The organism is Ensifer sp. ENS08 (genome assembly GCF_014852195.1).
In the GTDB taxonomy this organism is placed as follows: domain Bacteria; phylum Pseudomonadota; class Alphaproteobacteria; order Rhizobiales; family Rhizobiaceae; genus Ensifer; species Ensifer adhaerens.
In genome coordinates this window covers 110,361-123,684 of record NZ_JACVBF010000006.1, presented here as the reverse complement: position 1 = coordinate 123,684, position 13,324 = coordinate 110,361, and the positions used below count along the sequence as shown (strand labels likewise).

The 13,324-nt window shown below is 63.2% G+C and carries 14 protein-coding genes; 4 read left to right on the top strand and 10 right to left on the bottom strand.

Annotated features, from left to right (window positions below):
- The first annotated feature begins 5 nt into the window (after nucleotides 1-5).
- From IB272_RS15885 to IB272_RS15875, 3 genes are all read left to right on the top strand, one after another.
- The gene (locus IB272_RS15885) at nucleotides 6-797 is read left to right on the top strand and encodes a heme ABC transporter ATP-binding protein (RefSeq protein ID WP_060582454.1); all 792 of its coding nucleotides are present in this window, start codon (nucleotides 6-8) and stop codon (nucleotides 795-797) included.
- Nucleotides 798-973: 176 nt separating this feature from the next.
- On the top strand, nucleotides 974-1,342 hold the full coding sequence (locus IB272_RS15880; protein WP_034794036.1) for a DUF883 family protein: 369 nt from the start codon (nucleotides 974-976) through the stop codon (nucleotides 1,340-1,342).
- Nucleotides 1,343-1,418: 76 nt separating this feature from the next.
- Nucleotides 1,419-1,850 (top strand): hypothetical protein, encoded by a 432-nt coding sequence (locus IB272_RS15875; RefSeq protein WP_060582423.1) that lies wholly within the window; start codon nucleotides 1,419-1,421, stop codon nucleotides 1,848-1,850.
- Between the two features lie 60 nt (nucleotides 1,851-1,910).
- On the opposite strand, the gene IB272_RS15870 is transcribed toward IB272_RS15875, so the two are convergent.
- The 3 genes from IB272_RS15870 to IB272_RS15860 all read right to left on the bottom strand — a co-directional run bounded on the left by IB272_RS15870 (nucleotide 1,911) and on the right by IB272_RS15860 (nucleotide 4,367).
- On the bottom strand, nucleotides 1,911-3,413 hold the full coding sequence (locus tag IB272_RS15870; protein ID WP_060582422.1) for an HWE histidine kinase domain-containing protein: 1,503 nt from the start codon (nucleotides 3,411-3,413) through the stop codon (nucleotides 1,911-1,913).
- Nucleotides 3,414-3,609: 196 nt separating this feature from the next.
- Complete coding sequence (locus tag IB272_RS15865; RefSeq protein ID WP_034794051.1) at nucleotides 3,610-4,164, bottom strand: RNA polymerase sigma factor; 555 nt, start codon at nucleotides 4,162-4,164, stop codon at nucleotides 3,610-3,612.
- A gap of 8 nt (nucleotides 4,165-4,172) precedes the next feature.
- Nucleotides 4,173-4,367, bottom strand: coding sequence for a NepR family anti-sigma factor (locus IB272_RS15860; protein ID WP_034794063.1), 195 nt, complete (start codon nucleotides 4,365-4,367; stop codon nucleotides 4,173-4,175).
- Nucleotides 4,368-4,520: 153 nt separating this feature from the next.
- On the opposite strand from IB272_RS15860, the gene IB272_RS15855 reads away from it, so the two are divergent.
- A complete protein-coding gene (locus IB272_RS15855) occupies nucleotides 4,521-5,315 on the top strand; it encodes a response regulator (RefSeq protein ID WP_034794073.1) in 795 nt (264 codons plus the stop codon).
- A gap of 453 nt (nucleotides 5,316-5,768) precedes the next feature.
- On the opposite strand, the gene IB272_RS15850 is transcribed toward IB272_RS15855, so the two are convergent.
- The 7 genes from IB272_RS15850 to IB272_RS15820 form a co-directional block, all read right to left on the bottom strand.
- Nucleotides 5,769-7,352: an FGGY-family carbohydrate kinase gene (locus tag IB272_RS15850; RefSeq protein WP_060582421.1), complete on the bottom strand. Its 1,584-nt coding sequence runs from the start codon at nucleotides 7,350-7,352 to the stop codon at nucleotides 5,769-5,771.
- A gap of 148 nt (nucleotides 7,353-7,500) precedes the next feature.
- Nucleotides 7,501-8,169, bottom strand: coding sequence for an HAD family hydrolase (locus tag IB272_RS15845; protein WP_060518898.1), 669 nt, complete (start codon nucleotides 8,167-8,169; stop codon nucleotides 7,501-7,503).
- A gap of 6 nt (nucleotides 8,170-8,175) precedes the next feature.
- Nucleotides 8,176-9,660: a mannitol dehydrogenase family protein gene (locus IB272_RS15840; RefSeq protein ID WP_060582420.1), complete on the bottom strand. Its 1,485-nt coding sequence runs from the start codon at nucleotides 9,658-9,660 to the stop codon at nucleotides 8,176-8,178.
- A 40-nt stretch (nucleotides 9,661-9,700) separates the two neighbouring features.
- Nucleotides 9,701-10,474, bottom strand: coding sequence for an L-iditol 2-dehydrogenase (locus IB272_RS15835; RefSeq protein WP_060582419.1), 774 nt, complete (start codon nucleotides 10,472-10,474; stop codon nucleotides 9,701-9,703).
- Nucleotides 10,471-11,472, bottom strand: coding sequence for an ABC transporter ATP-binding protein (locus tag IB272_RS15830; RefSeq protein WP_034794095.1), 1,002 nt, complete (start codon nucleotides 11,470-11,472; stop codon nucleotides 10,471-10,473). Before IB272_RS15830 ends, IB272_RS15835 begins: the two co-directional genes overlap by 4 nt.
- A gap of 11 nt (nucleotides 11,473-11,483) precedes the next feature.
- Complete coding sequence (locus IB272_RS15825) at nucleotides 11,484-12,314, bottom strand: carbohydrate ABC transporter permease (protein ID WP_034794097.1); 831 nt, start codon at nucleotides 12,312-12,314, stop codon at nucleotides 11,484-11,486.
- 5 nt (nucleotides 12,315-12,319) lie between these two features.
- Nucleotides 12,320-13,192 carry a sugar ABC transporter permease gene (locus IB272_RS15820; RefSeq protein ID WP_060518902.1) on the bottom strand — a complete coding sequence of 291 codons (873 nt, stop codon included), beginning with the start codon at nucleotides 13,190-13,192 and terminating at the stop codon, nucleotides 12,320-12,322.
- Nucleotides 13,193-13,324: the final 132 nt, after the last annotated feature.

Here is a 13,324-nt window from a genome sequence, read left to right as displayed (position 1 = left end):
AAGCCATGATCAACGTTTCCAATCTCTCCGTCCGCCTCGGCGGGCGATCGGTCATTCACGGCGTTTCGCTCGAGGCCCGACCCGGCGCGCTGACCGCGATCGTCGGTCCCAACGGCTGCGGCAAGACCACGACGCTGAAGGCCATTTCCGGAGAGCTTGCACCAGCAGGCGGGACGATCCGCATCAACGGCCGCGACCTGCGCGGCCTGAAGCCCTGGGAACTCGCGTCGATGCGCGGCGTGCTGCCGCAATCGACCGTCATCTCCTTCCCGTTCACGGTGCGAGAAGTGGTTCGGCTCGGGCTTGCCGCCGGCGCAAACGCCGACGCCGCCCTGCACGACCGGATCGCGGCGGAAGCGCTCGAAGCGGTCGATCTCGGCGGCTTTGCCGGGCGTTTCTATCAGGAACTGTCCGGTGGTGAGCAGCAGCGCGTGCAGCTTGCCCGCGTGCTTTGCCAGATCTCAGAACCCGTTGCCGATGGCCAACCGCGTTACCTTCTGCTCGACGAGCCCGTCTCCAGCCTCGATATCCGCCACCAGCTGGGCATCATGCAGCTCGCACGCAGCTTCTGCGAACGCGGCGGCGGTGTCGTTGCCGTCATGCACGACCTCAATCTCACCGCCATGTTCGCCGACCATATGGTGATGATGAAGGCCGGCAAGGTCCGCGCCAGTGGCGCGCCGGCCGAGGTACTGACGGACGAGACGATGGAAGCGGTCTTCGGCTGCCGCATGCGGGTGGGCGTGGCTCCGCCAGCGCCGGTGCCCTTCGTGCTGCCGCAAACCGCATCGCTCTGACGCAAGCGCACGTCCTCATTCTTCCGAGAGCCAACACCAAGATTTATCGAAACAATTTCCGCACTTGCGCGTTGTTCTCCCGAAGCGCCGGCGTAGGCCTGCAGTTGTGCCCGCCGGTTTGATCAGGAAGCGCCGACCGTTCGCGGCCGGCGCATGTGTGAAAGGGAGTATTCGTCATGGCGTCAGGCCTCTTCTCCGGTTCGAGCTCGCGTTCGACAAAAAGCAACGGCAAGCTCGCCGACATCTCCATCGAGGAACAACTGGGCGAATTGCGCAATGATGTGGCGACGCTTGTCGCCCTCTTGGCCGATCGCGGATCGACGGCTTCGCAGCAGGCGCGCAGCAAGGCACAGGATGCCCGCGAACAGGCTGAAGCGGGCCTCAGCGAACTGTTGGCAAGCGGTGAAGATCTGCTGGCCGAGCTTCGTGATCGCTACGCCGGCACGGAAAAGCAGGTTCGGCACGCCGTGCGCGAACATCCCGTCGCAACCCTCGGCGCCGCCGCCCTGATCGGTCTGGCCATAGCCGCGCTTCTTCGTCGATGAAGAAGATGCAAGCCGGTGAGGCGGATGGGTTGCGCCCATCCGCTGAGATCGAGGGGAAGATGATCGGGGGCAATTCATGGGACCATTGACGGCAGCCCTGACCGCGCTCATGAGCGCCGATATCGGCGCGGCCACTGCGCGCGTGAAACGCAATGCGATCTTATGGGGCATTATAGGATTGCTGCTTGCCACGGCCTATGTCTTCGGCCTCGCAGCCGCGTTCCTGTATCTCAGCGCACTTTACAGTCCGGTCACAGCCTCCGCCGCGATCGCGATCGCGTTTTTCGTGACCGCGCTGGTGCTGTTCGGCATCATTGCGATGCTGCAAGGACGCGACCGCCGCCTGGCCGAGGAGCGTCGCCGCCGCAGACAGATGCAAACCAACCTGACACTGCTTGCCGCGGCGGGCATCCTGCGCAAACAGCCGCTGCTTGCGGTCGCCACCGCTCTGGCGATCGGGGCACTCGTGGGAACTGGCAAACGGCGCGAGCGCCGACGCGACGACTGACGCTTAAACAAGCGTCCCAAACCAGTTACGGACTCGTCCGCCGCGACTGCGATCAACGCCTTAAAGCGGCAGGCGAATGAGCGCCGTGACGCCTGCCGGCAGATATTCCACCTTGACCGAGCTGCCCAAGACCTTGTCGAGGCTGCGCTCGATCAGGATCGAGCCGAAGCCGCGCCGTTTTGGCTCGCGCACCGGCGGCCCGCCGACTTCGGTCCAGGTGAGATGCAGAACGTTGTCGCCATCCTCGATCATGTTGCGCGCCGTCAGAACCACCTTCCCCTTCGGCACCGACAGCGACCCATATTTGACGGCGTTGGTGGCGAGCTCGTGCAGAACCAGACCGAGGCCGACCGCCTGGTCAGGCCCGAGCGATATCTCGTCCTTGTGGATCTCGATCTGCTCGGCATAGCAGTTGACATGCGGCAGCAGCTGCTTGGCGATGAGGTCGGCGAGCCGGATGGTGCCCCATTCGTGATCGGAAAGCAGGCCGTGCGCTTCGGAGATCGCCTGCAAACGGCCGGCAAATGCGGTCATGAATTCCGCCGGATCGCTGGTCTGGCGCAAGGTCTGGCGGGCGAGCGACTGCAGCATCGCGAGCGTGTTCTTGACCCGGTGGTTGAGCTCCTTCAGCAACAGCCGCGTGCGCTGTACCGACGCCTGCTGGTCGGTGACATCGATCGTGACGCCGATGAACGTCAACGGATTGCCCTTGCTGTCGCGATCATGCACGCGGCCGCGCCCGAGCAGCCAGCGGCCGGTGTCGCCGACGCGGAACATGCCGTCGTACTCGTCGTCGGCCTTCATCGCCTGGCGTAGCTTGGAAAAAGTCGCGCCGCGATCGTCGATATGGATCGCTCCGAAGATCTCGCGGGCGCCGACGAAGCTGTCGGCCGGCAGCCCGAACATGCGTTTCATCGCGCTGTTACCGGCAATGACCCCGGAGCGGATATCCCACAACCAACTGCCGATGTTCGCTGCTTCGAGCGCCATTGCGTGGCGCTGCTCCTCGCGTGACAGCGCCGCCTCTTTCAGCGCGCGCCGGCGCGCTTCGTCCTTGATCTTGAAGAGGGAAGCGGCCAGCCCGGCGAGCCGGCTCAGCTGGTCCATCAGCGCCTGTGGCACGTCGGCGCGCGGCTTGTCGTCGAGAACGCAGACCGTGCCGACGGCCTGCCCGTCGAGCATGATCGGCGCGCCGGCATAAAATCGCAGGAACGGCGGCCCTACGACCCGCGAACGTCGCATGAACAGCGGATCAGTCGATGCGTCGAGCACGACGAGACTGGTGTCGGCTTCGGCCGCCACCTGCACGCAGAAGGACTCCTCCGATGGCGCCCGGCTCTCCGTGGTTCCGACGGCCGCCTTGAACCATTGCCATTCGCGGTCGATCAAGGTCACCAGCGCAATCGGCGCGTCGAAGAGGCCGGCCGCAATTCCAACGATGCCGTCGAAGTCCCGATCCGGCACCGCCATGTCGGGCACGGTCGCGTGCAAGACGCTCAGACGCTCAGGCGCGTCGAGCAGCGTCATGACGGGCAGGTCTGTCCTTTCAGTCCTCATGCGCATTCGGTCTCAATTCCCAATCTGAGCGGCTTGGGGAGCCCTTGCAGGCTGCACCCGCATCTCGCTCGGTTCTGGGCATATCGACCCAAAATCGTCATGATTGCGCTCTGCCTCCACCACCCGCCTGCCCCTCGGGCACAGGCGTCAGTGAAAGCAGGACACCGCCGCTTTTGCAACGGTGTCCGGCTCGAAACTTTCCTCAGGAAACAAAGGCGCGCGACGTGATCGGGGCCGACGTCTCGTCGGGGCCGTAGTCGTTTTCGCCCTTCACCTGAAGAATGTCCTGCAAGCGCTGGCGCGCCCGGTTGACACGGCTCTTGATCGTTCCGAGCGCGCAGCCGCAGATCGTGGCCGCTTCCTCGTAGGAAAAGCCGGAAGCGCCCACGAGGATGATCGCTTCACGCTGGTCGGGCGGCAACATCTCCAGCGCCTTGCGGAAATCCTGCAGGTCCAGCGAGCCGTATTGTTCAGGATGATGGGCGAGAGACTCGGTGAAATGTCCGTCGCTGTCCTGAACTTCGCGTCCTCGCTTGCGCATCTGGCTGTAGAGTTCGTTGCGCAGGATGGTGAAGAGCCAGGCCTTCATGTTGGTGCCCATCTCGAAGTGGTCCTGCTTCGCCCAGGCCTTCATGATCGTGTCCTGAACCAGGTCGTCGGCACGGTCGTGACGGCCGATCAGCGACATGGCGAAGGCACGCAGACTCGGCAACGCGGCCAGCATCTCACGCTTGAAATCATTCTTTTCGGATGACATTCCGGTACTTACTCCCTGCCCTGCAGCGCCGATTGCTGCTCGGCCGCGTCGAGTTTTTCCAGAAGATCGAGAAAACGCGCGGGTATCGCCTCTTCCTGCACGGACTGATAGAGCGCCTTCAGCTTCGCTGCAATTTGCGCATTTGGATCTTCTGTCCATAAGGTCGTGCCGGTGGTCCGCCCTGCCCCTGTTTTATGTTTCATTTTCAAACTGTCGCCTTCAAGTGTCGAAATCGCCAAAACTGTCCATAGCCGCCATAACGCTGTTGAAAATTGAAATGTTCCCTCGCGGAACCTTTTTTTACGCGGAGCGTTCTCGCAACGTCACCGTAAAACGATTTTCGAGGGAGTTCCTCTATGACTTTGTCCACGCGGATCGCACCGCTCCTGCCGTATCTGCGCCGCTACTCACGCGCGCTAACCGGCTCGCAGACATCAGGCGACGCCTATGTTGCCGCCGTTCTCGAAGCGCTGATCGCCGACACGTCGATTTTCCCCGAAGCAAGCAATGATCGCGTTGGCCTGTTCCGCCTGTTCACCTCGCTCTTCGGCTCCTCGTCCGTGCTCGTGCCTGAACCAGTTTCTCCGTTTGCCTGGGAGCAGCGCGCGTCGATCAATCTCGCAACCGTCTCGCCGCTTGCCCGCCAGGCATTCCTTCTGGTCTCGGTCGAAGGCTTCCGGCCGGAGGAAGCGGCCGAAGTTCTCGATGTCAGCATCGACAAGGTCGGTGGCCTGCTCGATCGCGCCTCGCAGGAAATCTCGCGCCAGGTCGCGACCGATATCATGATCATCGAGGACGAACCGCTGATCGCCATCGATATCGAGCAGATGGTCGAGAGCCTTGGCCATCGCGTCACCGGGATCGCCCGCACGCGCGACGAAGCGATCGCGCTCTACAAGAAGACACGGCCGAGCATGGTGCTTGCCGATATCCAGCTTGCCGATGGCAGCTCCGGCATCGACGCGGTCAACGACATCCTGAAGACGAGCGCCATTCCGGTGATCTTCATCACCGCCTTCCCGGAGCGGCTCCTGACCGGCGAACGGCCGGAACCGACCTTCCTGGTCACCAAGCCGTTCAACCCGGACATGGTCAAGGCGCTGATCAGCCAGGCTTTGTTCTTCAACGAATCCACCAAGGCGGCGGCCTGAGCGCGACTGCATGTTTCCCTCGACTGTAAGCGGTCGAGGGGCATGCGCCGATCCAGATCTTGCAGCGGCGCGCGTCTTACGGCGCGTAGGCCGCTGCAGGTCGTTTCGGGGCTTGTTTGGCAAGATTGCCGGAACGTCCCGAGAACTCTCTGAGGTGACATGAGCAATTTCGTCACTGGACCTGCGCATTCACCGGCGGCTTCTGCCAATCTGCGCGTACCACCACACTTCGCCAGGTTTCTCGCAAAGGAAGCCCCTGAAAACACAACAGCCAGTGCCGAGGGAAGGCACTGGCTGGTATGTGCAACTCACTCGGGGAGTGTGAGTTGTAGGCCGGCGGTCTGCCTCCGGCGCCGCATTGGGGGCTATGCGCGCCACCGTCCGGTCAACAACAGAATGCGCGACACGGAAAAAGGTTCCATGACCCCGCAACAACCTTTTCGGCAGCAGCAGTCACGCCATCTTGTCGAGCTCGTCACGGTGGCGATAGAGCGCCAGGAAGCGGCGATAGTCGCGATCATAGGCGTCGCGAACCGCCGTGTTCGGCAGGCGCTCGTGCCCACCTGACGCCATTTCGGCGCCGGCCGCGGCGAGATCCGCGTGCATGCCGCCGGCAACCGCTGCCGCCATTGCCGTTCCGAGCAGGACGGCATCCGGCGCTTCCGGCGCCACAACCCGGCAGCCGGTAACGTCACAATAGAGTTCCATGAGCAGCGCGTTGCGCACATGGCCACCGGTGACATGTAGTGTGTCGAGTTGGTAGCCGACCTCGCGCATCATCTCCAGGATATGGCGGATGCCGAGCGCGATCGCGACGCAGGTGCGCCAGTAGAGCCGGCAGAGCGCGTCGAAGGAGGAATCAAGCGGCAGGCCGCTGATGACGCCGAGGCCATGCGGATCGGCGAGCGGCGAGCGGTTGCCGTGGAAATCCGGCAAGACATGCAGGCGATCGGCAAAGGCCGCGCCCTGCTCGGCGCGCAGTTCCTGCACCCGGGCGATGATCCGGCCATGGGTTTCAGCGGTCGGTTCGAGACCGCCGCCATGGAGCCGCACGATATGGTCGAGCAGCGCGCCGGTCGCCGATTGCCCGCCCTCGATCAGCCAGGCGCCGGGCAGCACCGCCTCGTAGTACGGGCCCCACATGCCGAAACCCGGCTTCATGTCCTTGGAAAAGGCGACGATGCAGCTCGACGTGCCGGCAATCAGGGCCAGCTGTTTTTCGAGTTTCTCCGGCTTGCCGATGAAGCCGCCGACGACGCCGAGCGCGCCGGCATAGGCATCGATCATGCCGGGGGCTACCTGGCAGGTCTCGTCGAGGCCAAGCTCGGCGGCGGCCGCAGCGTTCAGACGGCCGACAGAGCTTCCGATCGGCAGGGTCTCTTCCGGCAGCCCGCCGCGCTCAATGAGATCCTCGAGCCCAATCTTTGCGAGATAGTCCGGCTGCCAGCCGCGCTTCTCATGTGCCAGGTAATTCCACTTGGCCGTCAGTGTGCAGCGCGAACGCGCAGCACTGCCGGTCGCCCGCCAGGAAAGATAGTCGGCAAGATCGAAGAAGAAGCCAGCCTTCTGCCATTGCTGCGGCAGATTGCGCTTCAGCCACATGAGCTTCGGCATTTCCATTTCCGGCGACATCACGCGGCCGGAGAAATCGAGCACCGGATGGCCGGTCGCCGTGCAAAAATCCGCCTCGGCGAGCGCCCGGTGATCGAGCCAGACGATCGTGTCCCAGCGCGCCTCACCCTTGCGATTGACCGAAAGCGGCTTGCCCTCGCGGTCGCGCACCACCAGCGAGCAGGTGGCATCGAAGCCGATCGCTCCAATATCCTCCGCAGCGATCCCGGCCTTTTCCTTCGCCGCTTTGACAGCGCCGCAGACGGCGCGCCAGATATCTTCGGAATCGTGCTCGGCGTGGTTTTCTTCCGGCCGGTTCATGGCGATCGGCAGGTCGGCACGCGCAAGCAACCTGCCCTTGCCGTCAAAAATACCGGCGCGCGCACTGCCGGTACCGACATCGACCGCAACGACGAATTCACGCATCAAAGAAAGTCCCCGCCCCCAAGATCACGATGATTTAGGATCTGCCCGACCCAATCACAACCGCGATCGATTGTCATGAAGGAGAGCGGACGTGCGGGCGGAAAACCGCACACATGTTCCTCGTCCCGCTCCCGTTTCGTCCCTGCTGCTATCGGCCGACAAACTGTAGCAATTCGCCCATGTCGTCAAACAGCGCGTCGGGACTGAGAGCGGCAAGACTCTGCCGGTGCTTGTCGGTGCGCGCGTGGCTGCCGCCGGCAAAGGCAAAGACCCGCATGCCCGCCGCCTTCGCCGCTTCGATGCCGGCCGGACTGTCCTCGACGACGACGCAGTCGTGGGGATCGAAGCCCATCTGGCGGCTCGCGTGGAGAAAGAGATCCGGTGCCGGCTTGCCGTGTTTCACCATGGTGGCGGAGAAGATGTTGGGCTCGAAGAGGTCGATGAGCCCCGTGACGGTCAGCGACAGGCGGATGCGCTCGGGCTGGCTGGAAGAGGCGACGCAACAGGCGCCCTTCAGGCCTTCAACGGCGCCCCGGATGCCGGCGATCGGCTGGAGTTCGGTGCGGAAACGGTCGTAAAGCCGGAGGCGCATGCCTTCGAGAAACGCATCGTCGGTGGCAAGCCCGTATTCGTCGTGCAGGATCGCCGACATGCTCTTGAGGCTGCGTCCGAGAAAGCGTTCGGTCGCCTCCTCGGTGGTCATCGAGACGCCGGCGGCCGAGAGCACGTCCACCAGCACCTCCAGCGAGATCGGCTCGCTGTCGACGAGTACCCCGTCGCAGTCGAAGATCACCAGCCCGGACGCCGCATCCGCCATCGCATTTTATCCCTCAAGCTTGCCGTCCAGATAAAGCTGGAGCGTAGCGCGCGTACCCTTTTCCCAGAGGGTTTTCAATGCATCGGCGAAACGACGTCGGAAGAGATCGGAGCGAGCGACGTCGCCGAAGATGTCGCCGAGCGCCAGGAAGGCCATGGGATCGTCCTTGGCGGCAAGCGCTGCCTTGTTCAGCCGGTCGGCGCTCTGGTCGTTGAAGGCGATCGTCTTGCCGCTGTCCGACGTGCCGGCAAAGTATCGGCACCAGAGCGCTGAAACGAGCGATAGCCCGACGACATCCTCGCCGCGCGCCAGCCGATCGACCGTCGAAGGCAGGATGAACTTCGGCTGCCGGTTGGAGCCGTCCTGGGCCAGCCGCGGGATCGTGTCGCCGATCTTCGGATTGGAAAAGCGCGTCTCGATCAGCTTGTAATAATCGCCGAGATCGGTGTTGGGCACCGGCGGAATGACCGGGATGATCTCGTCATGCTCCAGCTTGGCAAGGAAGGCGCGGATCAGCGGCTCCTCCATCGCCTCGTGGACAAAATGAATGTCGAGCAAGGCGGCGGGATAGGCGATCGCCGCATGGCCGCCATTGAGAATGCGGATCTTCATGTGCTCATAGGGCGCCACGTCAGGCACGAACTGGACGCCGACCTTCTCCAGGGCCGGGCGACCGAGTGGGAAGTGATCTTCGAGCACCCACTGCTTGAATTCCTCGCAGAACACCGGCCAGGCATCCTCGATGCCGTAGTCGTCGGCGACGATGCCGATCTCGCGCGCACCGGTTGCCGGCGTGATCCGGTCGACCATGCCGTTCGGGAAGGCGACATTGGCGTCGATCCAGTCGGCAAAGGCGGGATCATGGAGACGGGCCAGCCCCGAAACCGCCGCATGGGTAACCTCGCCGTTGCCCGGGATGTTGTCGCAGGACATCACGGTGAACGGCGGCACGTTTTTGCCTCGGCGCGCCTTCAGCCCGGCAACGATCAGCCCGAACACCGTCTTCGGAGCCGCCGGGTTCTGCGCATCGGTAACGATATCGGGGTGGGTCGGATTGAACACACCCGAGGCCGGATCGATGAAATAGCCGCCTTCAGTGATGGTCAGCGAGACGATGCGGATCGAGGGATCAGCGAGCCTGGCAACGATCCCGGCGACGTCGCCCGGTTCCAGATAGTCGATCATTGCGCCGGTGACATGGGCGCCTGTGCGGTTGTTGTCCTGCTCGACGACGGTCGTCAGGAAATCCTGCGCCGCGAGCTTGGCCCGCATCGTTGCGTCGGAGGGAAGGACGCCGGCACCGATGATCGCCCAGTCCCTGTCGTGGCCGGCGTTGAAAAGATCGTCGAGATAGACGGCTTGGTGCGCCCGGTGGAAGTTACCGACGCCGAAATGCACGATGCCCGCCGTCAGTTGCGACCGATCGTAGGCAGGCACGCCGGCTTTGGCCTTGATCGTGTCGAGGGCGGCAATTGAGAGTTTGGTCGTCATGATCCCGTATCCTTTCGAGGCTTCACCGACTGGCGCCGGTTCAGCTCATCCAATTGCCGCCATCGACGTTGTAGGTCTGCGAGACGACGTAGTCGCTCTCGGCTGACGCGAGGAAGATCGCCATGCCCGTCAGGTCCTCTGCCGTTCCCATCCGGCCGAAGGGCACCTCGGCGCCAACGAGCTTCTTCTTTTCACCGCGCGGGCGGTTCTCGTATTTGGCAAACAGCGCATCGACGCCGTCCCAGTGTTCGCCATCGACCACGCCGGGCGCGATCGCGTTGACGTTGATGCCGTGCTTGATGAGGCCGAGGCCGGCCGACTGGGTGAGACTGATGACCGCCGCCTTGGTGGCGCAATAGACGGCGACCAGCGCCTCGCCGCGCCTGCCTGCCTGGCTTGCCATGTTGATGATCTTGCCGCCCCTGCCCTGATCGATCATCTGCCTGGCTGCGGCCTGCATCGTGAACAGCGTGCCGGATACGTTGATCGCAAACAGCCGGTCGTAGCTCTGACGGCTGATCTCGACGATCGGCGCAAGATCGAAGAGCGCGGCATTGTTGACGAGGATGTCGAGCCCGCCCGCTTGCCGGATGACGGCGGCGATCGCCTCGTCGATCGACGCCTGTTGGGTCACGTCCATCTCCACCGCATAGGCGCCGGCGCCGATCTCGGACGCTGTCTCACGCGCCCGCTCGATGTTGATGTCGGCGATTGCGACCGTGGCGCCCTCGCGGATATAGGCCTCCGCGAAGGCACGACCGATCCCTCGCGCAGATCCGGTGATCAGCGCGCTCTTCCCGTCGAGCCTCTTCATCGAACCGCCAGCCCCTTTTCGTCGAACCTGTGGACGCGCTGCGGATCGGGCGTCAGGAAGACCCGGTCACCATGGGTCACGGCGAAATCGCCGCTGACCCGCGCCGTCACCGTGCCGACATTGTCGACATTGACGTGCAGGAAGGTGTCGGAGCCGAGATGCTCGGCAACACCGACCGTGCCCTGCCAGGTTCCGCTTTCCTTCGAAAGCGCCAGATGTTCAGGCCGAATGCCCATCGTGTGCGCCTGATAGGCGGAAGCCGCCGCACCGCTGACGATGTTCATGCGCGGCGAGCCGATGAAGCCGGCGACGAACAGGTTGTCCGGCTTGTGGTAGAGGTCGAGGGGCGAGCCGACCTGCTCGATGCGACCACGATTGAGCACCACGATCTTGTCGGCCATGGTCATCGCCTCCACCTGGTCGTGGGTGACGTAGATCATCGTCGTCTTCAGGTCCTGGTGAAGTTGGCTGATTTCGAGCCGCATGTTGACGCGCAGCGCCGCGTCGAGGTTCGACAGCGGCTCGTCGAACAGGAACGCCTTCGGCTGGCGCACGATCGCTCGGCCGATCGCGACGCGCTGGCGCTGGCCGCCCGAAAGCTGACGCGGCTTGCGGTCGAGATAGTCGGTGAGGTTCAGCACGCGGGCTGCATCCGACACCTTCTTGTCGATGACGGCCTTGTCCTCGCCCGCCATTTTCAGGGGAAAGGCGATGTTGGAACGCACGCTCATATGCGGATAGAGCGCATAGGACTGGAACACCATCGACAGGCCGCGCTGTGCCGGTGGCAGTTCGGTGGCGTTCTTGCCGTCGATGACGATGTCGCCGTCACTGACGTCTTCGAGGCCGGCAATCAGCCGGAGCAGCGTCGACTTCCCGCAACCGGACGGTCCGACGAAGACGACGAACTCGCCATTGTTGATGTCGAGGTCGATCGAGGGGATGACGGCATGGGCGCCGAAGACCTTCGAAACCTTGCTGAGTGTAATGCTTCCCATTGTCGTATCCCTTATTTGACCGCGCCGAAGGTGAGGCCGCGTACGAGCTGCTTCTGCGAGAACCAGCCGAGTATGAGGATGGGGGCGATCGCCATGGTCGAGGCGGCCGAGAGCTTGGCGTAGAACAGGCCTTCAGGGCTCGAATAGGAGGCGATGAACGCCGTCAGCGGTGCTGCCTTGGCGGCACTGAGGTTCAGCGTCCAGAACGCCTCGTTCCAGGCGAGGATGATGTTCAAGAGCAGCGTCGAGGCGATGCCCGGGATCGCCATCGGCGTCAGCACATAGATGATCTCCTTGGAGAGCGATGCACCGTCCATGCGCGCGGCCTCCAGGATCTCGCCGGGGATCTCCTTGAAGTAGGTGTAAAGCATCCAGATGATGATCGGCAGGTTGATCAGCGTCAGTACGATCACGAGGCCGGTGCGGGTGTCGAGCAGGCCGGTGTTGCGGAACAACAGATACATCGGCACCAGCACACCGACCGACGGCATCATCTTGGTGGAGAGCATCCACATGAGCACGTCCTTGGTGCGCTTGGTCGGCGAGAACGCCATCGCCCAGGCGGACGGGATGGCGATGATCAGGCCGATCAGCGTCGAGCCGAAGGAGACGACGACCGAGTTCATGAAGTGCAGGAAGTAGTTCGAGCGGCTTTGCACCTCGTGATAGTTCTCCGTCGTCCAGTCGAAGAAGAACAGCGACGGCGGCGATGCGATCGCCTCGGCCTCGGTCTTGAAGCTCGTCAGGAACGTCCAGAGGATCGGGAAGAAGATGAGGATGCCGATCGTCCAGGCGACGACGGTCACGACGATCTTTCTTTGGGTGGAGACGTTGCGTGCCATGGTTCTCAAGCCTCCAGCGTCTTGCCGATCATGCGCATCAGGAAGAATGCGACGATGTTGGCGAGGATGACCGCGATGATGCCGCCGGCCGAAGCACCGCCCACGTCGAACTGCAGCAGGGCCTGCGCATAGACGAGGAAGGTCAGGTTGGTGCTCTGCGTGCCCGGGCCGCCATTGGTGGTGACCAGAATTTCGGCAAAGACCGAGAGCAGGAAGATCGTCTGAATGAGGATGACGACGGTGATCGCGCGGGAAAGATGCGGCAGCACCAAGTAGATGAAGCGGCTCAAGGCGCCGGCGCCATCCATCTGCGCTGCTTCCTTCTGCTCCTCGTCGAGCGATTGCAGCGCGGTCAGAAGGATCAGTGTCGCGAACGGCAGCCACTGCCAGGCGACGATCAGGATCACCGACATCAGGGGTGCGTTGGCGAGAAAGTCGAAAGGCTGCAGCCCGAAGAGCTTGGCGATCCAGGCAAAGAGCCCATTGACCGGGTTCATGAACATGTTCTTCCAGACGAGTGCCGCCACCGTCGGCATGATCAGGAACGGCGCGATGACCAGAATACGCACGATCCCCTGCCCGAACATCGGCTGGTCCAGCAGAAGCGCCAGCGCGATGCCGCCGATGACAGTGATGAACAACACGCCGAGCACGATCGCCAGCGTGTTGAAGAGCGCCTGGAAGAAAGCGGGATCGGTCAGGAAGTAGCTGTAGTTGGAAAAGCCCGCGAACTCCTCCATCCCCGGCATCAGAAGATTGTAGCGCAGGAACGAGAAGTAGATCGTCATGGCCAGCGGAACGATCATCCAGGCCAGAAGCAGAAGCACCGAAGGCGCAATCATCAGACGCGCGGCGGAGCGGGTGTGCAAGGTCGCCATGGCGTCCCCCCAAATGACGGAATTCAACGCTGTTTCGAGATCGGGTCGGGCGGCGCGTTTTTCCGCGCGAGCCCTGCGGCTACCTTCGGGATTTACCGGGGCGCCAGCCATTTGCGGCCAGCACCCCGGGCC

Excerpts from the sequence above, each read along its gene's own strand:
- IB272_RS15885 (WP_060582454.1), top strand. The coding sequence starts at position 6 with ATGATCAACGTTTCCAATCTCTCCGTCCGCCTCGGCGGGCGATCGGTC.
- IB272_RS15880 (WP_034794036.1), top strand. The coding sequence starts at position 974 with ATGGCGTCAGGCCTCTTCTCCGGTTCGAGCTCGCGTTCGACAAAAAGC.
- IB272_RS15875 (WP_060582423.1), top strand. The coding sequence starts at position 1,419 with ATGGGACCATTGACGGCAGCCCTGACCGCGCTCATGAGCGCCGATATC.
- IB272_RS15870 (WP_060582422.1), bottom strand. The coding sequence starts at position 3,413 with ATGCGCATGAGGACTGAAAGGACAGACCTGCCCGTCATGACGCTGCTC.
- IB272_RS15865 (WP_034794051.1), bottom strand. The coding sequence starts at position 4,164 with ATGTCATCCGAAAAGAATGATTTCAAGCGTGAGATGCTGGCCGCGTTG.
- IB272_RS15860 (WP_034794063.1), bottom strand. The coding sequence starts at position 4,367 with ATGAAACATAAAACAGGGGCAGGGCGGACCACCGGCACGACCTTATGG.
- IB272_RS15855 (WP_034794073.1), top strand. The coding sequence starts at position 4,521 with ATGACTTTGTCCACGCGGATCGCACCGCTCCTGCCGTATCTGCGCCGC.
- IB272_RS15850 (WP_060582421.1), bottom strand. The coding sequence starts at position 7,352 with ATGCGTGAATTCGTCGTTGCGGTCGATGTCGGTACCGGCAGTGCGCGC.
- IB272_RS15845 (WP_060518898.1), bottom strand. The coding sequence starts at position 8,169 with ATGGCGGATGCGGCGTCCGGGCTGGTGATCTTCGACTGCGACGGGGTA.
- IB272_RS15840 (WP_060582420.1), bottom strand. The coding sequence starts at position 9,660 with ATGACGACCAAACTCTCAATTGCCGCCCTCGACACGATCAAGGCCAAA.
- IB272_RS15835 (WP_060582419.1), bottom strand. The coding sequence starts at position 10,474 with ATGAAGAGGCTCGACGGGAAGAGCGCGCTGATCACCGGATCTGCGCGA.
- IB272_RS15830 (WP_034794095.1), bottom strand. The coding sequence starts at position 11,472 with ATGGGAAGCATTACACTCAGCAAGGTTTCGAAGGTCTTCGGCGCCCAT.
- IB272_RS15825 (WP_034794097.1), bottom strand. The coding sequence starts at position 12,314 with ATGGCACGCAACGTCTCCACCCAAAGAAAGATCGTCGTGACCGTCGTC.
- IB272_RS15820 (WP_060518902.1), bottom strand. The coding sequence starts at position 13,192 with ATGGCGACCTTGCACACCCGCTCCGCCGCGCGTCTGATGATTGCGCCT.